The organism is Nitratiruptor tergarcus DSM 16512 (assembly GCF_027946175.1).
In the GTDB taxonomy this organism is placed as follows: Bacteria; Campylobacterota; Campylobacteria; order Campylobacterales; family Nitratiruptoraceae; genus Nitratiruptor; species Nitratiruptor tergarcus.
Genome location: NZ_AP026671.1, coordinates 259,621 through 280,845 on the forward strand (window position 1 = coordinate 259,621; position 21,225 = coordinate 280,845).

The 21,225-nt window shown below is 33.0% G+C and carries 20 protein-coding genes; 10 read left to right on the forward strand and 10 right to left on the reverse strand.

Features of this window, described 5'->3' with window-relative positions; translation table 11 throughout:
• Nucleotides 1–83 precede the first annotated feature (83 nt).
• The 10 genes from NITER_RS01375 (at nt 84) to NITER_RS01420 (ending at nt 13,318) form a co-directional block, all read left to right on the forward strand.
• On the forward strand, nt 84–1,124 hold the full coding sequence (locus NITER_RS01375; RefSeq protein ID WP_345741523.1) for a leucine-rich repeat domain-containing protein: 1,041 nt from the start codon (nt 84–86) through the stop codon (nt 1,122–1,124).
• A gap of 562 nt (nt 1,125–1,686) precedes the next feature.
• Entirely contained in the window at nt 1,687–3,345 is a 1,659-nt protein-coding gene (locus tag NITER_RS01380; protein WP_084276424.1) for a TolC family protein, read from the forward strand.
• The gene (gene pelF, locus NITER_RS01385; protein WP_084276423.1) at nt 3,332–4,807 is read left to right on the forward strand and encodes a GT4 family glycosyltransferase PelF; all 1,476 of its coding nucleotides are present in this window, start codon (nt 3,332–3,334) and stop codon (nt 4,805–4,807) included. The genes NITER_RS01380 and pelF overlap by 14 nt, the downstream gene beginning before the upstream one ends.
• 7 nt (nt 4,808–4,814) lie before the next feature.
• Nucleotides 4,815–6,374, forward strand: coding sequence for a hypothetical protein (locus tag NITER_RS01390; RefSeq protein WP_281847841.1), 1,560 nt, complete (start codon nt 4,815–4,817; stop codon nt 6,372–6,374).
• A gap of 9 nt (nt 6,375–6,383) precedes the next feature.
• Nucleotides 6,384–7,289, forward strand: coding sequence for a hypothetical protein (locus NITER_RS01395; protein WP_084276421.1), 906 nt, complete (start codon nt 6,384–6,386; stop codon nt 7,287–7,289).
• 9 nt (nt 7,290–7,298) lie between these two features.
• Nucleotides 7,299–8,789: a hypothetical protein gene (locus tag NITER_RS01400; RefSeq protein WP_084276420.1), complete on the forward strand. Its 1,491-nt coding sequence runs from the start codon at nt 7,299–7,301 to the stop codon at nt 8,787–8,789.
• Between the two features lie 182 nt (nt 8,790–8,971).
• Nucleotides 8,972–9,484, forward strand: coding sequence for a hypothetical protein (locus tag NITER_RS01405; protein ID WP_281847844.1), 513 nt, complete (start codon nt 8,972–8,974; stop codon nt 9,482–9,484).
• Nucleotides 9,485–9,688: 204 nt separating this feature from the next.
• Entirely contained in the window at nt 9,689–11,179 is a 1,491-nt protein-coding gene (locus tag NITER_RS01410) for a hypothetical protein (protein WP_084276420.1), read from the forward strand.
• A 182-nt stretch (nt 11,180–11,361) separates the two neighbouring features.
• A complete protein-coding gene (locus NITER_RS01415; RefSeq protein ID WP_084276419.1) occupies nt 11,362–11,889 on the forward strand; it encodes a hypothetical protein in 528 nt (175 codons plus the stop codon).
• Complete coding sequence (locus tag NITER_RS01420; protein ID WP_084276418.1) at nt 11,855–13,318, forward strand: HD-GYP domain-containing protein; 1,464 nt, start codon at nt 11,855–11,857, stop codon at nt 13,316–13,318. Before NITER_RS01415 ends, NITER_RS01420 begins: the two co-directional genes overlap by 35 nt.
• A gap of 3 nt (nt 13,319–13,321) precedes the next feature.
• On the opposite strand, the gene NITER_RS01425 is transcribed toward NITER_RS01420, so the two are convergent.
• Genes NITER_RS01425 through lpxB form a run of 10 tightly spaced genes read right to left on the reverse strand, consistent with a single transcriptional unit; the run spans nt 13,322 to nt 21,214 of the window.
• On the reverse strand, nt 13,322–14,314 hold the full coding sequence (locus tag NITER_RS01425; RefSeq protein ID WP_084276417.1) for an efflux RND transporter periplasmic adaptor subunit: 993 nt from the start codon (nt 14,312–14,314) through the stop codon (nt 13,322–13,324).
• Nucleotides 14,311–15,126, reverse strand: coding sequence for a DUF3473 domain-containing protein (locus tag NITER_RS01430; protein WP_159445336.1), 816 nt, complete (start codon nt 15,124–15,126; stop codon nt 14,311–14,313). Before NITER_RS01430 ends, NITER_RS01425 begins: the two co-directional genes overlap by 4 nt.
• Nucleotides 15,123–16,025: a lysylphosphatidylglycerol synthase transmembrane domain-containing protein gene (locus NITER_RS01435; RefSeq protein ID WP_084276415.1), complete on the reverse strand. Its 903-nt coding sequence runs from the start codon at nt 16,023–16,025 to the stop codon at nt 15,123–15,125. Before NITER_RS01435 ends, NITER_RS01430 begins: the two co-directional genes overlap by 4 nt.
• Entirely contained in the window at nt 16,022–16,906 is an 885-nt protein-coding gene (locus tag NITER_RS01440) for a GNAT family N-acetyltransferase (protein ID WP_084276414.1), read from the reverse strand. Before NITER_RS01440 ends, NITER_RS01435 begins: the two co-directional genes overlap by 4 nt.
• Nucleotides 16,899–17,228: a DUF2304 domain-containing protein gene (locus tag NITER_RS01445; RefSeq protein WP_084276413.1), complete on the reverse strand. Its 330-nt coding sequence runs from the start codon at nt 17,226–17,228 to the stop codon at nt 16,899–16,901. The genes NITER_RS01440 and NITER_RS01445 overlap by 8 nt, the downstream gene beginning before the upstream one ends.
• The gene (locus NITER_RS01450; protein ID WP_084276412.1) at nt 17,225–17,908 is read right to left on the reverse strand and encodes a glycosyltransferase family 2 protein; all 684 of its coding nucleotides are present in this window, start codon (nt 17,906–17,908) and stop codon (nt 17,225–17,227) included. Before NITER_RS01450 ends, NITER_RS01445 begins: the two co-directional genes overlap by 4 nt.
• Nucleotides 17,832–18,536, reverse strand: a complete 705-nt coding sequence (locus NITER_RS01455) for a tRNA threonylcarbamoyladenosine dehydratase (RefSeq protein ID WP_084276410.1) — start codon at nt 18,534–18,536, stop codon at nt 17,832–17,834. The genes NITER_RS01450 and NITER_RS01455 overlap by 77 nt, the downstream gene beginning before the upstream one ends.
• Entirely contained in the window at nt 18,533–19,309 is a 777-nt protein-coding gene (gene surE, locus NITER_RS01460; RefSeq protein WP_084276408.1) for a 5'/3'-nucleotidase SurE, read from the reverse strand. The genes NITER_RS01455 and surE overlap by 4 nt, the downstream gene beginning before the upstream one ends.
• Entirely contained in the window at nt 19,306–20,214 is a 909-nt protein-coding gene (locus NITER_RS01465) for an AEC family transporter (protein WP_084276406.1), read from the reverse strand. The genes surE and NITER_RS01465 overlap by 4 nt, the downstream gene beginning before the upstream one ends.
• The gene (lpxB, locus tag NITER_RS01470) at nt 20,207–21,214 is read right to left on the reverse strand and encodes a lipid-A-disaccharide synthase (protein WP_084276404.1); all 1,008 of its coding nucleotides are present in this window, start codon (nt 21,212–21,214) and stop codon (nt 20,207–20,209) included. The genes NITER_RS01465 and lpxB overlap by 8 nt, the downstream gene beginning before the upstream one ends.
• Nucleotides 21,215–21,225 lie beyond the last annotated feature (11 nt).

Consider the following 21,225-nt stretch of genomic DNA (forward strand, 5'->3'; position numbering starts at 1 on the left):
CGCATCTTGGTACATTTTTAGGTTGCACTTGACACCAAATCAGCGATATAAGACCATTGTCTAATCTCACTAATTTGGTAAGTTTGTATCTTCATTACAATAAAATCATTGATATAGGACTATTGTCTAATCTTACTAATTTGAAATATTTATCTCTTTCTTATAATCGAATAAGCGATATAAGACCATTGTCTCATCTTACTAATTTGAAACAGTTGGTTCTTTATGGCAATTGTATACAAGATTTTACTGCTGTGCAATTTGTTCCAAGTTGTAGTGGTTGCAGGAAAGAGTCACAGGGAGCACAATGCAATGAAACAGTCACTTTTGAACCAGATTTAGAGAGATGTATTAGACACACTCTTAATATTTCAAATACTCAGCCAATTACTAAAGATATGCTTTGGAATATAACTTCTCTAGACTGTCGAAATAATTTAATCAGCGATATAAGACCATTGTCAAATCTTACTAATTTGAGATATTTGAATCTTTCTCAAAATCAAATCAGCGACATAAGTCCGTTGTCCAACCTCACTTATTTGAAAAGTTTATCTCTTTATGGCAATAAAATAAGCGATATAAGTCCATTGTCCAACCTTATTGATTTGAAAGAATTGTATCTTTCTCAAAATCAAATCAGCGATATAAGTCCATTGTCCAACCTCACTCATTTGAAAAGTTTATCTCTTTATGGCAATAAAATAAGCGATATAAGTCCATTGTCCAACCTTATTGATTTGAAAGTTTTGAGTCTATCACAGAATCAAATTAGTAATATTAATCCATTGTCTAATCTCACTAATTTGGAAAATTTGGGTCTAAATTCCAATCAAATAAGCGATATAAGTCCGTTATCTAACCTTACTAATTTGAAAAGATTGTATCTTGATAACAATCAAATCAGTGATATAGGTCCGTTATCTCATCTTACTAATTTAAAAATTTTGTATCTTAAAAACAATCAAATCAGTGATATAAGTCCGTTGTCCTACCTTATTACTAATTTGAAACAGTTGGTTCTTTATGGCAATTGTATACAAGATTTTACTACCGTACAATTTGTTCCAATATGTAGCGGTTGTATGAAAAGGTTACAGAGAACACAATGCAACGAAAAATAAGTACAAATCCAACCATTGTTTTGATTATAAAACAAGTAACATTTTTTATACTTAGGACTCAGAACGTGATTAGTTATGCAGTAGTACTAAGAAATCTGTTGGGAAGTAATAGTGTACGTCTTTTTTATGATGATTATGCTTTCTTTATATTTGGGAACTATTACTTTTTAGCATTTATTCGAAACATCTATTAAGACTTTCCACACATAAGCTTTTTCCCAAGAAAATCCTTGTTAATAGAATTCATATCATTTATTTTAGTAATTTTATTTTTTTATGTTTGTACATTTATTATTTTTTTCTCTTTTGTCGAATTTAGTCGTAGGTAGTTCAAAGTATTTTTTTACATAGAATACCATAAGATAGTGTACACTACCTGTAAATTCTCTTAAATACTTTTCGCATAATATTATCTTCAACATGGCATAGTAAAAACTTATTACTGTCTTTCATTGAATCAAAGTAATGTTGTCAGATAAAATCCCCAAAAAATCGCTATAATTTATCCATATTTTCGAAAATTTTCGATAAACTTTAAAAAACGACAAATTAAAGAAAAGCAATGCATAGAGTAGTCGCTGTCTTAATACTTTTTTTCTCATCTGTGTTTGGTGGATGGTGTATTCAACATGCTGTGCAACGGGCTATTCATGATAATGAAGATAAAATTTTTTTCAAAACCTTTCCCAATGGGATTATATGCCAAAATAATGGATTATATAGATTTGTAACTGGCGTATATAAGAGTAAAAAAGAGGCTATTCTCTCTTTAAAATTAGCTCGTAAGACTCATCCAGATGCCTTTTTGAAAAAATGTGATATCTTACAATGCAAAAATCCAATCAAAAAAATCTATAATGATATTACTGTTGAAAAAAAACAAGCCAAAAAAGTAATTAAAAAAGAGCAAAATATCACTGCGAATGAAAGTGAAGATGCATTTGTAAAAAAGATTTTACAAACACTCGATAATAAAGAAAAAGAGAACTCTTATACGCTCGGTTTTTATGAGTTCTTAGAGAGGCTTTTTCACAACGATTACAACGCTAAAAATCTTGACTATACAAAGCAACTTGTGCAACTGGAAGCATTCCTTGATAATGTACAGTATGACTGGAATATCTATGGAAATGTTGCTTTAAGGTACAGTAAATTTATAGATTATGATCTTGCTACCGATAAAGAGTTTATAAGTGATTTTGGAATCAATATTGAAAAACGTCTCTTTGATGGAGGAATGTTAGAAAAAAACAGTATTTTCTTGCTTAAAAAGCGTCTAGCAAAGCTAGATTATCTCACAGCAAAAGATAAATTATCTCTTTACGGATTAGAGATCTATACACAAGCACTACTCTATCAGCATCTCAAAAATGTTTATCAAGAAGAGTATTTTAATCAAAAAAGTTTCTACTATCTTGTCAAAGAGCGAACAAAAGCTGGAATTGCTTCACCAGTAGATGAAATAGATGCCAAAAATGATCTGCTAGAACTTAAAAAAAGTCTTCTTGTCAAAATATATGAATATCTCTACAGTGACTATTTGCTAAGAAATAGTATAGAGCTTAATACTACTAAGCCTATTGTACTGCAAGATATAGGATTTGATATTGATGAAGAGGGCGGATTAGAAGAGTTGTATAAAAAAGCGTATGAAACAAATAGAGAGGTAAAAAAAGAGCAAACCCGTTATGCTCTTACAAAAAAGCAAATAAAAAATAGTGAGCGTGCATTTTTGCCAATTATCGATTTTAGCGGATCGCTATTTTATGAGTATAAAAAAGATTTTACCGAAACTCCTCATAAAAATGCGCATGGGCTTAATTATAATGCAGGTGTTACTATTAAGATTCCAATCTACTCATTAGAAGCAAGAAGCGAATATATACAAAAAGCTAAACTGCATGCAGTAGTGCAAAAAAACAAGATGCTTGATACAATGAAGAGAATTTCAAAAGATATCCATCGACTCTATAATGAAAACCGAAGACTCGCAAAGCATATGCGTATACTCCAGCAGCAGCTTACATTGATGAAAGAGAAGATGCATTTAGTTAAACAACGTTATCTCAATGGTTTAGCCCAATATCGCGATTTTAAAGATGCTCTGCGTAGTTACTTGGGATACGAAGAAGAAAAAGAGTCTATTAAGCTGCAAATGATTCGCAATAGCGCACAGATAAATATCTTAATAGGTAAACAGATATTTTATGGCGAGAATTAAGGTAGTTTGGACGGGGGAGGGGACATATCCCTATGCTACTGGTGGCGTAAGTACTTGGGCTGATATTCTGATCAAAGAGTTAAAAAATATAGACTTCATACTTATGCCTATTATGATGCATCCCTATATGCAAGCAAAATATGAGATACCGCCAAATGTTGTTGATACAGTTAATGTTCCACTTTGGGGGACAGAAGAGCCTACAGAGTATATTCGCAATATTGAATTTTCCCGCATTTATAAAGCAAAAATCAAAACGCAAGAACATAAAGATATTGCACGGTTTGAGCCTATTTTAATAAAACTTCTCAATCATATCTATCAAAAAGAAGAAGATTTTGAGGGCCTTGGTTATGCTTTGGTAGAGTTTTATGACTATTTTTTGGAGTATGATTACTATGAGATATTTCGTAGTGAAGAGGTTTGGGAGATATATAAGCATTATCTTATAGAGCATTATAAAGATCAAAAAAATAAATTGCCTACGGTTTTTGATATGATAGAAGGGCTACGATATCTCTTTCGTTTTTTTATCTCTTTACTTCCTGAGTTGCCAAAAGCTGATATCTATCACTCTTCAGCTGCTGCATTTTGTGGGTTGCCCTGTATTATTGCTAAAATTAAACATAAAAGTAAATTTCTTCTTACTGAACATGGGATCTATATCAGAGAACAGTACCTTTTTGCTTCAAGAAACCAGACGCCTATCAAAACAAAAGAGTTCTTGTTAGGGCTTATTAAGACGGTTTCCCGCCTCAACTACCATTTTGCTGATGTTATATCTCCGGTATGTGAGTATAATAAGCGATGGGAACGCAAATGGGGAGCTCAAGAAGAGAAGATTAAAACAATTTATAATGGAATCGATGTACTGAAATTTCAACGTTTTGAGGTGGAGCGTGAAAAGCGGCCTAGTGTTGTAATGGTAGCAAGAGTAGATCCTTTAAAAGATGTAGAGACTTTTATACGCTGCTGTGGGATTGTTGCAAAAAGAGTTCATAATGTTCATTTTAAGCTCTATGGTCCTGAAGTAGATAAAGAGTATATGTTGCAATGTAAAATGCTTGTAAAAGAGCTAGGTATCGAGAGCAATTTTTCTTTCATGGGTCCTACTTCCAATCCTGCAAGAGCATACAATGAAGCTGATGTTGTTATGCTTACAAGTATTTCAGAGGCTTTTCCTTTTGCTGTGATCGAAGCGATGGCATGCGAGCGTGTTGTTGTATCAAGTGATGTGGGAGGAACAAAAGAGGTTCTTGAAGGATACGGTTTTATAGTTAAACCCAAAGATTATGAAGAGTTTTCTAAGTATGTGATATATCTGTTGGAAAATCCTCAATTTGCCAAGGAGCTTGGTCGGCGAGCAAGGGGTAGAATTCTCAATGGTTTTACTATTGAAGATATGGTAGATAACTATTGGAAACTCTATAGAGAACTTTATGAGAGCCGTCAAAATGCTTAGGGGTGATATGATGGAAGAAAAACTCAAAAATCTCTATAGGGAAATCACTAAAGAGAGAGGTGAACCTCTTGATTTTTGGGAAGTAGCAGCACTTTTGGAAGTTTATGGGATGAGAGATGTAGATGTAAAAAAAGAGTATGGATTTGAAGATGTTTTTGCATTGGCCAAAGAGCTCATGCGCTACAAAGATATCAAAAAATATCCCGTTAAAACTATAGTGAATATGCAAAAACTTCCTCCTATCAAAGAGAGAGTAATTCAAAACTACCTCAAAGGTCTCGCCTTCGCGATACCGATGCTTATACAGATTCTTGCCACTATTATTTTAGGATTTGCATTGTGGTCAAATATTCATATTGATGAATCTGTTGCTACTATGATAGCTTTTGGTACATTTTTGGCAATGATTTTTACTGGAGGTCCAGCGCAGATTATAGGACGTAAGGGACTTTATTATCTCAAAATGAATGAAGATGTATTAGCAGCTAAAACAATTTGGGTTTTTTATATCACAAGTGTTATAGCTATAGTTATACTCTCATTGATTTTTTTTCTTTTTAATACAATTTTTCAAACTTTAGATTCCCATCTTTTTATCATTTTCCTATCAACATTTTTTCTACTTTCAATACTTTTTTTGAATGTAAGTATTTACTATGTATTTGAGGAGTATGGGACGATTGCACTCTTTTTTGTTTTGGGTGTAGTGTTTGTGATACCAATACACTATATTCTACATATCGATTTTCCCCATGCACAGTTTGTTGCCATTGCGCTTTTAGATCTCTTTATTCTCTATTTTGCTAGACGAAAACTTATAAACCTTAAATCAAATGTACAATCTGAAGGTGAACTTTTACCTCGCGTTTCGATGCTTATCTATACTCTTTTGCCGTTTTTTATATATGGAGTCTTTTATTTTCTCTTTTTGGTATTAGATAAACTTATTGAATGGAATACGAATGCATTACATCACGGTTTTTTTATATGGTTTGATGTGAAATATGAAATAGGTACCGATCTGGCACTTATTGTACTAGTACTCCTTGTTGGATTGTTAGAAGTTGTAGTATATGAGTTTTTATATAAGACAAATGAGAATGTTTTTGCCTTTTCTTTGCATGAGTATGAGCAGTTTAATGGTTATTTTCAAAAATTTTATCGCAATGTAAATAGAATATTTATAATTTTTGCATTAGGGACGATAATAGTAACAAGTATATTTTCGGCTATTCTTGTTCATTTTGTGAGTGATGAGAGACTGCCTTTTTCGGTAGATTCAGCCTATGTGTTTGTAGTAAGTGCAGTAGCATATGCATTTTTGACTGCTGGGTTGATGAATGCTTTGATACTCTTTTCATTTTCAAGACAGAAGGTGGTAGTCAAAGCTATTGTGTTAGCTACTGTGGCAAATTTTTTTGTTGGCGTTATTTTCTCAAATCTCCTATATCGCTATTTTGCGGTAATGGGATTGCTAGTAGGGAGTGCAATATTTTGGTATGTTACTTACAGTTTTTTAAAAACTATGTTCAAAAAGTTTGACTATTACTATTATTCGGCTTTTTAAAGGAAGAGAATGAGAGTCTTCGTAACGGTATTGATATTGCTATTATTTGCAGGGTGTAGTGTAAAAAATGAAAATATAGACAAAGAACTAGCTAAAGAGGTACATCTCCATGTTTATTCCAATGAGCTTCAAGATATTTGGGCACAAAGGAGTAGTCCACGAAAATTGTTATACCGTTTCCCTTTTGTAGGAGCTCCTAAAGGTGAAGACATACGGGGTAAATTCGATGATAAGTTTTATAGCAGCATTAATTTAGTATACAATGCAAAAAAAATTGAAGATGTAGATTTTTGGAAACTGCGAGACAATCCAAAAAGTTTAGATTTTATCTATGTTCGTCCTCTATGGATCAAAGAGTATCGTAAGCTGACCAAAGATCTCTTTGCAAACATTGCCTATTCTTATAATATATCAGCTAAAGAACAAGAGATTTTACGCGACTGGGTATACAATGGTGGAAAGCTTTGGTTAGAGTTTGGGGTATATTCTACCAAATATGATATGTTTAACAAAAATGGAGAGATAGATCCAAGAAAAATAGAAAAACTTATTAAAAATAGTTTTACAGGGCTCACATTTTGGAAAAAGCCATTGCGTAACTTTATCTTCAAATCAGATGATCTTGATCTCATTAACTATCTCCCTACTATTAAGAGATTTCGCATAGATGAAAGAAAATCTCAAATTAAAGGTATAAAAAGACTCAAACTCAATATCTACAACTATATGGAAAATTATGTTCTTGTAGATGGGAAAGCATTGCTAGTTGACAAACAGGGGCGAACACTAGTGACACTTAATCGTTTTGGTAAGGGATATGTGTTGAGTATGCTGCCCTTTGAGTATCAAGATGTCTATTATGATGGAGAGCTATTGCGCTGGAAGCTTCTTTTTATGCTCTATGAGCGGCGATAAGGTAAAAATTTGACAAGAGAAGATTTTATTGATTATGGAATACTGCAAAAAATATTTTTTCTCAATGTAAAAAGTGCAATTCTTCTCTTTGTTGTTGCTTATATCCTTTTTATTTATGTTCCTCGGCGCATTTTTCCTCAAAAATATACTGGCGGTGGTATAGAAAATATCATATCTAATATCATATATATGCTTGTTTTTATTGAATTGAGTGTACCGTTGATGGTTTTTTTGAAGATTTTTAATACTTTTACGTTTATAAGTGCACTAATTATTACAAAACTCTTTTTTGTAAAGTTTTATGAGCATAAAGAGATAAAATCCTATCTTAGAGATATTAAAAACCGCACTATGATTGCGATATTTGACTTTTTTGATCACTATCATGAAAAAATTGAAGAGTTTAAAAAGAGAAAAAAGGAGGAAATTTTTCTCTATTTTAAACATCTTGATTATTATCAGGTATTTAAAAAGATATTGATATTTGCAGTTTTTGCACATCTTGTTTATATTTTAGGTTATAGATGTTTTATTGCTTTAGCGAATCCCCTTCCTGATACGAGCCAGTTTTTTGAGTGGGTAGCAAATCTCCAGCAAAATGTTCTCTATGCAGATAATAAAACGGCAAAAGCAGACTTTTACGGTATTTCAGTATTTATTTTTATATTACGCATTTTTACCCATTTAGATACGATTGTACTGTTTAATATCTATCCCTTGCTTCTCATTATATTTTTGCTTCTTGGTGTTTACTTTGTTTTGAAGCGTTTTAGTGTCTCTTCACTCATTGCACTCTTTACACTTCTTATCTATGGATCTTTTTTGATTGGATCTCCTTGGAATAGTTTCATAGCTACTCCAATTGCATTGACTGAAAATCCTGAAATTATTCGTTTTTTCTCTTTTAAAATTTATCAAGTGCCATCATCTTATCTGCTTCAGCCACATCTCTATTTAGAAAATATAGCTATGACACCACTCATGCGCTATTTTAGCGGTATGGCATACGAGTTTTCTTCAGCTTTTTATCTTCTTAATCTATTTTATCTCATTAAATCTGTTGATACTGGAAAAACAAGATATCTCTTTAACTATACCTTTACACTTATGCTTGTTTTTATATTTCATGGTGGAGGGGCAATTGCTTTAATTGTTCCAAGTATTTTTATTGCTTTACATGCTTTACTTAGTGGAAAACTAAGTATTTCTCTTTTAAAGAGGGGATTTGTTGCGATTTTCAGTGCGGCGATTTTAGGGAATGGGTGGGTTTTATCTGTATTAAAATATGGTATTCCACAAGATTTTGGAAATGCAGCACCATTTTTAGATAGATTGTTTCATACGAAACAAGCAATAGTACAAATTGCAACTGCAGGAATTGAAGAGGTAACTATTTCTTATCTTACTTGGGTGCACCTTTTTCTTGTTCTGTCTGCAATTGCTTTTTTCTTGATAGCAAGAGTGTATAAAAAAGGTTCTATTTTAGTAGTTTTTTACTGATTCCCCTAGGTTTTTTTGTTGTATACTACGCTGAAAATATCGGCTTTCCAAAACTGGTACATCCCTCACGGGGTGCAGAGTATCTCTTTTTAAGTATTACAATCATCATAGCGTGTTATATAAAACTGTTTTTATGGGTTCCTCTTAAACTTTTAATAAAAAGGTATGCAAAGTATATTTTTATGATGCTACTTTATGTAGCATTACTATTTTCTGCATTTGTTGTGGAGCATTATAAAAATACTGATGAGTATAGAAAACTAATCAATGGAGTACAATACTCTGATATACCCTATTTTCTCTATAAAATAGTAAGGCAGAATAAACCATTAACCTGGACTGTTGTTTCATACGTGCAAGAGAATTCAAAGGTATTAGGTAAAGGATATATGGTCAATACAAATGAGTTTATTATTCAGTATGATCCGAGGGATAGGTATGTAAAGATACCTACACCTAAAGTCTATATTTTTGTAGAGGATATTCCTCATAAATATACTGGAAAAGATCAATGGTACTATAGGTGGAGGAAAGATATACAAGATAATCTCAAGCACTGGATAGCACTCTATAGCGCAAAACATGATAATATTAAAATCTTTGCTAAGAGTCATCTTGTAACTGTATATGAGATAGATAATAGCGGTTATATAAAAGAGCTTGAAAGGAAAAGTCGTGAAAGCAGTAATAAATAGTAAATAAGCTAAACCTGTTTAGATATCTGAAAACCTTTTTAATAATGGACTATATTTGTGAGAAACTGAAATCTGATATTTTGGTAAAGCTATGACCTTTAGACTATGGTAACAGAAAATTCTTAGCAGTTTATAACTATATAGATAGCTATATTCTGCTGGAAGCTTCTTTTTATGCTCTATGAGCGGCGATAAGGTAAAAATTTGACAAGAGAAGATTTTATTGATTATGGAATACTGCAAAAAATATTTTTTCTCAATGTAAAAAGTGCAATTCTTCTCTTTGTTGTTGCTTATATCCTTTTTATTTATGTTCCTCGGCGCATTTTTCCTCAAAAATATACTGGCGGTGGTATAGAAAATATCATATCTAATATCATATATATGCTTGTTTTTATTGAATTGAGTGTACCGTTGATGGTTTTTTTGAAGATTTTTAATACTTTTACGTTTATAAGTGCACTAATTATTACAAAACTCTTTTTTGTAAAGTTTTATGAGCATAAAGAGATAAAATCCTATCTTAGAGATATTAAAAACCGCACTATGATTGCGATATTTGACTTTTTTGATCACTATCATGAAAAAATTGAAGAGTTTAAAAAGAGAAAAAAGGAGGAAATTTTTCTCTATTTTAAACATCTTGATTATTATCAGGTATTTAAAAAGATATTGATATTTGCAGTTTTTGCACATCTTGTTTATATTTTAGGTTATAGATGTTTTATTGCTTTAGCGAATCCCCTTCCTGATACGAGCCAGTTTTTTGAGTGGGTAGCAAATCTCCAGCAAAATGTTCTCTATGCAGATAATAAAACGGCAAAAGCAGACTTTTACGGTATTTCAGTATTTATTTTTATATTACGCATTTTTACCCATTTAGATACGATTGTACTGTTTAATATCTATCCCTTGCTTCTCATTATATTTTTGCTTCTTGGTGTTTACTTTGTTTTGAAGCGTTTTAGTGTCTCTTCACTCATTGCACTCTTTACACTTCTTATCTATGGATCTTTTTTGATTGGATCTCCTTGGAATAGTTTCATAGCTACTCCAATTGCATTGACTGAAAATCCTGAAATTATTCGTTTTTTCTCTTTTAAAATTTATCAAGTGCCATCATCTTATCTGCTTCAGCCACATCTCTATTTAGAAAATATAGCTATGACACCACTCATGCGCTATTTTAGCGGTATGGCATACGAGTTTTCTTCAGCTTTTTATCTTCTTAATCTATTTTATCTCATTAAATCTGTTGATACTGGAAAAACAAGATATCTCTTTAACTATACCTTTACACTTATGCTTGTTTTTATATTTCATGGTGGAGGGGCAATTGCTTTAATTGTTCCAAGTATTTTTATTGCTTTACATGCTTTACTTAGTGGAAAACTAAGTATTTCTCTTTTAAAGAGGGGATTTGTTGCGATTTTCAGTGCGGCGATTTTAGGGAATGGGTGGGTTTTATCTGTATTAAAATATGGTATTCCACAAGATTTTGGAAATGCAGCACCATTTTTAGATAGATTGTTTCATACGAAACAAGCAATAGTACAAATTGCAACTGCAGGAATTGAAGAGGTAACTATTTCTTATCTTACTTGGGTGCACCTTTTTCTTGTTCTGTCTGCAATTGCTTTTTTCTTGATAGCAAGAGTGTATAAAAAAGGTTCTATTTTAGTAGTTTTTTACTGATTCCCCTAGGTTTTTTTGTTGTATACTACGCTGAAAATATCGGCTTTCCAAAACTGGTACATCCCTCACGGGGTGCAGAGTATCTCTTTTTAAGTATTACAATCATCATAGCGTGTTATATAAAACTGTTTTTATGGGTTCCTCTTAAACTTTTAATAAAAAGGTATGCAAAGTATATTTTTATGATGCTACTTTATGTAGCATTACTATTTTCTGCATTTGTTGTGGAGCATTATAAAAATACTGATGAGTATAGAAAACTAATCAATGGAGTACAATACTCTGATATACCCTATTTTCTCTATAAAATAGTAAGGCAGAATAAACCATTAACCTGGACTGTTGTTTCATACGTGCAAGAGAATTCAAAGGTATTAGGTAAAGGATATATGGTCAATACAAATGAGTTTATTATTCAGTATGATCCGAGGGATAGGTATGTAAAGATACCTACACCTAAAGTCTATATTTTTGTAGAGGATATTCCTCATAAATATACTGGAAAAGATCAATGGTACTATAGGTGGAGGAAAGATATACAAGATAATCTCAAGCACTGGATAGCACTCTATAGCGCAAAACATGATAATATTAAAATCTTTGCCAGGAGTCATCTTGTAACTGTATATGAGATAGATAATAGCGGTTATATAAAAAATCTTGAAAGGATAAATTGTGAACAGCATACTTCTGCAGCAAAAACTAAGTGATGCAACATTTTATATAGCCATCAATTTTTGGTATGTTTTTTTAATAATTGCGATTCTCTTTTTTCTACTCTCTATAAAACTTTTTAAAGATAAAGCTATTTTGAAATATAAACTACGGAATCAAAATGATGCTTTTGAAAAGCTTTCACATCTAAGAAAAATTGGTGAAATAGAAGCATTTTTGGGCTATTACTGTAAAATTATAGAAGCTGATGTTTTAGCACTCTATCTACGCAGAGGTGACATTTATATTTTAGAGAGTAAGAGTAATGAACTAAAAGATATCGAAGTACCACCACGTGTCTATAAACGTGAACTCAAAGAGTATAAAAAACTCTCTTCTTATCATATCTATTACCTTGAATCTCATTATGAAAAAGCATTGTTAGCTATTTTTACTAAAAAAGAGTTGGCAATAGAAGAGATAAGAGGATTTTTGGATATGTTCTTGGCCTATTATGAGCGTCTGAATGAACTGTATAAAGAGATTAATCTCACTACTATTTTTGATAGTTCAAAAAACCTTTTAACAAATATTATGAAATACCAACATGGCACTGAGACTTTTTTAAAGTTTGTTGTCTCTTTGTTACTTAAAACAACACATGCTACTGGAATGGTGCTTAAAAACAGGGAAAACCCTAAAAAGATAGATATTTTTAAACATCCTCAAGAGTACCGTTTTAAAAAAGATTTCTATATTCGCAACACTCCATATATTTTGGAAATTTATACTAAAGATCCTATGAGTGAAAAAGAGATTACAGAAGTTGGTTCTTTTCTTGATTTGGCAGGGAGCTATTTTGAAAATCTTGATGCCAGCAGTAAGATGGTGGCAAATTATGTAGATTTTCTCAAACTCTCCAATAAAGCTTTAGAGATGCAAAGCAAATACTTTAGGAATCATGCACAAAAAGTGAAATTGGTAAGCATTGAAATAGGAAAGAATCTCTTTTTAGATGAGGCGAGTATCGACATACTTGCTTTGGGTGCAGAACTACATGATATAGGAATGATAGGCAAAATAGAAAACTTTCTTGATAGTGGAAAAATAGATAAAAAAGAGCTGGATCTCATTCGTTACCATCCTATTGTTGGAAGTGTTATAGTTGAGCCCATTAACAATGTTTATCCCATTGCACCTATTATCAAATATCATCATGAACGTTTTGATGGAACAGGTTACCCCTATGGCCTCAAAGGTAAAGATATTCCTCTCTTAGCGCAAATAGTAGCATTGGCAGAGTACTATATAGGAGTAACAAGTCCTCGAGCTTACCGCAAAGCTTATTCGCATGAAGAAGCACTAGCAGATATAAAGAAACAAAAGGATAAACTTGTTGAAGGAAATATTATCGATGCTTTTGTGCAAAATCATGAAGGCATTAGAGAAAAATTACAAGTTTTACAAACAAAAGAGAATTTATAAAATTTAGTAATTAAATGATTTGACTTCATAAACTGTTTTTTTGGGATTTTCAAGGAAATTATTTTTGATAAATTCCTGCTCTTTTTTTGTGAGATATACAGTTACAAGAGCTTTTGTTTCTGGCTGTAATAGATAGTTTTTATTAGGAATAACTATTTCAGCAGTCATTCGTTTAAAGTCAGGATCTACTATCATTACTACACGAGAAATTTTTGCTTCTACATGATAGGGAGGTGTAGTAATAAAATCGATGCGTACCTTTTTACCTTTTTTAATAAAAGGGATGAGTCCCGGGGCTATACCAGCTTTAACGATAACTTTATCAAGATTGACGATATGGCCAAGTTTTGTTCCCTTTGCAACATAATCACCTACTTGCATTTTTAAATCTGCCACAAAACCATCTATATCACTGCGTATTTCACTCAGAGCGAGCCGGTGTTGCAGTTTTTTTAACTCATTTTTTGTAATAGCTATACGTTCATCCAAAAACTGCAATTTTTCTGCTTTAGACTCACCTTCGCTATATTTTGAATGAAGACTTGATGCATAAAGGGCTTTTGCATTGTTATACTCTATACTATTTGCTAGTCCTTGCGATTTTAGTTTTGAGAGTTTTTCAAGTTTTTCTCTTGCAATATTTACAAGAGCAAGATTGACATTGTGTTTTTTGCTATGTTTGAGAAATTTTTTGAGTTGTACGAGATACTCTAACTCTTGTTGCGTTTTTTCAATATCAAATTTTGTGATTACTGTGTGGAATTTTGCAAGAAGTTTTCCTTGTTTTACACGATCGCCAGATTTGACGAAGATTTGTTTGATTCTTCCTGTAGTAGGTGCAATAATATCTTTCTCATTACTTGGATAGACTGTACCTTCTAATCTAATGGAGATACCATTTTTGCTTTTTTTAATCTCTTTTTCTTCTACTGTTTTTGCACATCCCAAAAAAAGAAGTGGTATGAGTATAAAAAAAGTTAATGTTTTTACATTCATATTTTATCCTTGCAAAACTGCTTTAAAATTTTATCAAATCTTTGCAAACTATTTTCAACAGCAAAAAATGTTAAAAAGTATGCTACATCAAGCTTCACATCTTTTCTAAATCGAGTAAATAGATGTGGCAATAGTTCATACGGATGTGTATAGATTATCGGCTTATGACCTTGATTTATTAAGTTTGCGAAAAGTCTTTGGATAAGAAAAAAGGGAAGGACTCGCATATAAAATCCTCCACTAAAAGGGATTATATTTTTAAGCAGAGGAATTTCTGTAATGGTTCCTGCTGGGGTTGTAATGACAAAAGGGCTTTTTTTATCGATGCTATTGCCGTACATATAGGTTTTGAATGGAAAATAGGTAGAAGTGAAGCGAAAGCCTGACGCTACTAGTGCTTCGTAATATTTTTTTTCAAAAGGCATACTCCAGCTAGGAGCTCGATATCCAATAACCTCTTGGCCTATTATATCTTCAAGGATTTTTTTAGCATCTTGTGTTTCTCTTTGCCACTCATCAAAAGGAAGATTATAAACAAGTTCATGTCTAAGTCCATGGCAAGCAATTTCATGGCCATTTTTGTGAAGTGCTTTGATTATGTGAGGGTATTTTTTGGCAAAACTCCCTAAAACAAATGCTGTTGAAGAAATATTGTGTTTTTGACAAAAAACTATCCATTTATTTATAATGGCTGCATAATCGATCCGTAATGGATGCTTTGGTGTTATTCCAAAATTAGCATCTTCTACCTCTTCTACGTCTATAGTCAACCATATTGGGTATTTGGTGTAGTTGTATGGTAAGTACATCATAAAAACTCTTTTGTCATAAATAAATAGATACTGTAAAGTGTTGCAGGTAAGATATAAAGGAATTGTAACACAATTGAAGCACTCAACGCACTCTCTTTTGGTATACCGTACCATCCAAGTACAAGAACGAAGGCCGCTTGAAATGTACCTATTCCACCAGGAGTTATTGGTATGGCAGAAACTGCAAAAGCGAGTGTAGAGGCGATAAATATTTGTGAAAAAGTGAGATGAAAATCTGTTGCAAGAGTGAAAAATACAAAATTATTGAGATAGTAACCTCCCCATACAGCAAGTGAGAGGAGAGTAAGTATAACAATCTTTTTTATATTCATAAAAGATTGAAGAGATTTATATATTTGATAGAGTGAAAGGCGTAATTTTCTCCAAGGAATTATCTGCAGCAATCTATAAAATCTTTTTGGCTGTAGAAGAAGGTAGAAAAAAATTAGAGTGATAAAAGCTATAAAAATTACTAAAATATAGGCTTTTGGTTCCGGATATATAAAAAGTGTACTAAAAAGTATCAAAAATCCTAAAATGATCACATCAAAAAATCTTTCAATTAAAAACATGGCAGTAACATCTTTGATTTTTGCACTCTCTTTTTTATGAAGATAATAGATTTTACTCAAATCTCCAAGTTTTGCTGGAGCAAATATATTGAGGAAAAAGGCGAGCATATTGGCTTCTAAACTTGTAAGAAAACTATAGCGAAAGAGTCCTAAGTAGTACCATCGATAGGAGATGATAATATCACTGAAAAATACTGTCAAAAAAGTAAGGATTATGCCTATAATATTGAGATGTTGTAGACTAGTAAAGAAAAGATACCAATCAATATCATAAAAAAGCCAGAGAAGTAGTAAAAATATAATAGTAATTTTGATGACTGTTTTCATAGATCCACAAGGTATTTAGTAAGTTTTGGTCCAATTAAATCAGTTAATGGTTTAGGAAGTTTTTTCCAAATTTCTGCTGCTAATTTATAGCTTTGATAAACATTTTTTTGATGATTTGTAAGGATATCAATTTTTACAGGCTCTGCACCAAAACGCGTCTTAAAAAAATAGGTACCACTATTGTAACCAGATCTACCAAAATCTACTATATCTATATCATATTTGCTTATAATATCCACAAGAATTTTATGTTGAAAATAGTATCCATTGTGGCGTTTTTTGAATTTATTGAGGATTCCACCAAGCTGGAATGTTAAAATTTTGTTATCTACAAAAACCATGTAGCTACCAAGAACTTCTGAGTCTTCAATGAAAGTATAGAAATGAATTTTATTGCCAAGATACTTATGTAGATTAATGATGAATTGTTTTGGAAAAATAGGAGTCCCATGATCTTTATACATAGCAGAGATCAATGCATAAAAGAGATCAAGATCGTGATCTATTTTTATTTCAATTTTGTTATTTTTTCTATCTTTTTTAATACTTCTTTGGGCGAGTTTACGGTAGCTTTTTATCAACTCCTCTTCATCATAAGTTTTCAATAATATACGAAGAGTAACTGTGTCGAGCTCTTTGAACTCTTTATAAGTGGGGTTGAGTGTACGTATTTGATAATTTTGATCTTTTGCAAGTTCGAGGAGATCACTTACTTGATCAGAGGTGCGATCTGTATAATTTAACATAGGTAAATAAGTGAGATATTTACTTCCAGTGATTGTAGGTTGAATAAGAAAATCCATATACTCTTCAAATCCATACGTATCAATGAGAGCTTTTTTCCATGCTTGTACAAGCTCTTTTGAGTAGACTCTATTCATTACATTCCCTCGATTTCATAATTGCTATATCGCGAACAATCTTTGTGATAGCACGCTCATTAATTTTTGTTTTTGCATAGAGTATTGCTGCTATGAGAGAAAGTATAGCAATAGAGAGATATATGACAAGATCCACACCCCGTCCAATACCGAAAAATGCTGCTACCTTATCAGCTTTTTGTGGAAAGAGAATGAGAAATGCTAAAAAAAGATAAAAGAGTATAACACTAATGCGCTGGTATGTGCGAAAGCGACTAGAAAAACTTAAAAGCAAAAAAACAGCTGTAAGAATTGCAATGAGAAGAGCTTTGACAAAAATCATTTAATAGCCTTTCCAAGAATAAACTCAATAATAATGTTGACGCTATTCATTAGCGACTGTCCCTTACTAAGTGAGTACTCACTATATCTAATAGTACATGGCATCTCTTTATAGCGCATTTTGAGTTTTTTAATAAGATCAATAATTTCTGAAGCATGAGACATACGATTTTGTGTAATGACAAAGTCTGGAAACTTTGCTACATTAATAGCACGAAATCCATTGTGCACATCAGTAAGTTTTATACCTGTAAGCACTCTTTCTACCAAAGCAGCGATACGTAAGAAGTTTTTCCTTAATGGAGGAATATTTTCTGCTTTTCCTAAAAATCTTGAGCATAAAACTATATCTGCTTCATCTTTTCGTAAAACTTCTATGAATTTTTCAATATCATCTGCGCAGTGTTGGCCGTCGCTATCGAAAGTGACTACATATTTGCAACCGAGCTTCTTAGCAAAATCGATTCCAGTTTGAAGCGCTGCACCTTGTCCAAGATTAATGATATGGCGTAACAGATATACTCCAGGCACGCAAGCTTCGTAATAGCTACGGTCTTTTGAACCATCATCTACAACTATAATAGTATCATTAGGTCTTTTGTTTTTAAGATCCTGTAGTGTCTTGCGTATCACTTTCTCTTCGTTGTAGAGTGGTATGACTATTGCCACTTCTCTTTTCATTAAGTACTCTTTCTATTGTTTTAGCACAAATTGCCAGTCCAAAACTTCCAGTTACACCTACAAAACTCCCTTTTGTAGTACATTTTGGCGATTCAGGACTAAAAATCGCCAAAAAATCCCCCTTAAATCCACTCTTTTTAAGCTCATAGCGAATCTTTCTTGCAAAAGGATCCCCATGTGTTTTCCAAATTGATGCGGTTTCGATTTTTGTCGGGTCGCATTTTCTCGCGCTGCCCATGGATGCTATGAGCTTATGAGCGCACTTATGTGCTAGGGCTATTTTTGCTTTTATATCATCTATTGCATCTATGACTACATCATATGGAGAAAAATCAAAATTCTCCACCCATTTATTATCGACTTTTGCATTAATTGTTTTAATACCTGGATAGAGCTTGCCAAGAACTTCTACTTTGACTTCTCCTATATGCTCGCTTCCAATTTGGCGGTTTTGATTGGTGACATCATAGCGGTCAAAATCAACAATGGTAATATCACTTATTCCACTACGATAGAGACAATCAAGGGCAAAGCTACCAACACCTCCAACTCCTAAAATTAAAATTTTTGCTTTTTGGAGTTTTTCAAAATCGTTTCCAAAAAGTATACGGCATCTATCAAATCTCATAGCCAGTTCTTTAGTTTATTTAACTCTTCATATGCTGTTAAGTCTGCTTTGATGGGAGTGATAGAGACATAACCCTCATACACTGCTTCAAAATCGCAATCTCTTGCTTCGCTTCTTTCCCACTCAAGTGGATGGAGTCCTAACCACCAGTACTCTAATCCTCTTGGGTTTCTGTGAAGGTGTGCTTCGTTTGCATAGAGTCTATATCCAGCTTTTGTAATCTTATACCCTTTTATATTTTTTACTGGTGGGATATTGATATTGAGTAGTTTTCTGCGTTCCAAAGGAAAACCCTCATGCAAGATCTTTTGAGCGATTTCTCTCGCTACTTTTTTAGCATTGTCATAACCTATTTTTATCTCTGTCTCTTCGCAATTGCTATTGCATACTTGGCTAAGAGCTACAGCTGGAATATCATAGAGGGCTGCTTCCATAGCACCTGCTACAGTGCCAGAATAGGTAATATCTTCTCCCATATTGGCACCTCTATTGATGCCGCTCAGGATAAGATCTGGCTTTATGCCATCAGGATAGAGAGCATGGAGAGCTAAATAGACGCAATCACTTGGAGTACCATCTTCGAGCTTATAAAAATTATCAGCAAGCTCAACAAAGCGAAGAGGTTTTGTAAGAGTAAGACTATGGCCACAAGCACTCTTTTCACTTGCTGGCACTACTACTAAAATTTCACCAAGATCTTTTACTGCTTCAATAAGAGCTTGCAGTCCTAATGACTCAAATCCATCATCATTAGTGATTAAAATTCTTCTCATCCCATCCTTTCAATAATTTTGATATACAGAGGTAGAAGTGGAACAAAAAGCACAGTAGTAATAAATATAAGAGCGGTAACAACAAGCTCTTTGCAGTGGTAAAGCGCTGCAAGATTGACATTTGCTACTGCTAGAGGCATCATTATTTCCATAAAAATGATCTTCTTTGTAAGAGGTTCAAGATCTATAAATGACAAGAAAACAAAACTTACGAAAGGTAATACAGCAAATTTCATCACTGTAACAGCTATGGTGAGTCTTTTATCTAAAATACGTAAAGAGATTTTAGCTAGATAGAAACCAAAAATAAGAAGTTGAATCACAATAGCAGTGTAAGCTCCCATTTGCAAAAACATGTCAAAATTTTTTGAAGGGCGAAAGCCTTGGAGATTGAGCAATATAGCAAGGAGAGCAAACCATAAAATAGGAAGTTTGATGGTATTGAGGAGTGATTTTTTCACATCAAAGCTACCCCTCGAATAGAAATAGGCTCCAAAGCTATAAACCATAAAAACATTGGCAAGATTAACAATCGTGGTATAAGGAAGGCTCATTTCACCAAAAAGAGCAATACCTAAAGGTACTCCTAAATTACCAGTATTGCCTATGACAGAGGAGACGATGAAGATGGATTGCTCTTTATTATCTGCAAAGAGTATTTTTGCCAAAAAATAGTTGATAGCGATAATAGTAAGACTCAAGCCAAAGAAAATAAAAGGAGCAATTGCAAGATTAAAATCAAAATCTTTTTTGAGCAGCCCCCAAAATGTCAAAAATGGTTGGAAAATATAGACTGAGAGTATTACAAGACTCTTTTCATCTATTTTTTGCTGAAAGAACTTCTTGGCAATAAATCCAATAAAAATAAAGAGATAAACAAAGAAAACTGCCTCGAAGCTATGCATTGATCTCCCTTGCAGCTTCTGCTGCACTGCCATGAGCAAGGTATTGTCTCAGTTTTTTGGATTTTTGCAAAAACTCTTTTGGGTTGGCGTTTTTATAAGCTTGTAAGAGATTTTCTTTGGTAACACTCTCTTGTAAAAATTCTGGATGCATATCTCCAAGCATGATGTTTGCAAGTCCCGCGCGATCAATTTTTGCAAACTGCTTGGCAAGAAAATAATCAAGTGGTTTAGCAATGTAGCAAAGTGCAAGAGGCGTGCCAATCAAAGATGCTTCGAGTGTTGCAGTACCGCTGCAAATAAAACCAAACTCTGCTTCATAGAGCGCCTTATGCGCATCGTGAGTAACAGTAAAATCACTTATATCCCCATAGATAGTAAGATCAAAGTTTTGTGGTATAACGAGCAGCGCCTCTTTATCGATGGCTTTTCTTACCTCTTTGAAAATTGGCATGAGAGATTGGATCTCTGCTCTTCTGCTACCAGGCATAAAAACTACTTTGTCACTCTTTGTAGGAGTCTCTTTGAAAGTTTTTATCTCATCTAAAAGGGGATGCCCTACATATTTAATATTGTAGTTTGGGCTATAGTACTTCTTTTCAAAAGGAAGAATGGAGAGGGCTTTGTCAACATACTTTTCGATTGTTTTAATTCTACCCCTTCTCCAAGCCCAGGCTTGGGGAAGAATATAGTAGATAATCTCTTTGTTTGGATACTCTTTTTTAATAGCTTTTGCTAAAGGAAGATTAAATCCACTTGCATCTATGAGGAGTACTTTATCTGCTTCTTTGGCTAATTTGACCATCTCTTTTTTAAGCTGTAAAAAGAAGGGAAGTTTTTTTGCTGCATCTACAAAGCCCATGACTGCTAACTCTTGCAAATCTACAAGAGGATCCCCAAGGCTTTTGTCAAAGATCCCGATAGGTTTATACTTTAAATGAGGCAAAAGATAGCGTAAATGCAGATTTGCAGACTTTTCAAAGGCGCTTATAGCTATTTTCATAAAGGCTCCTA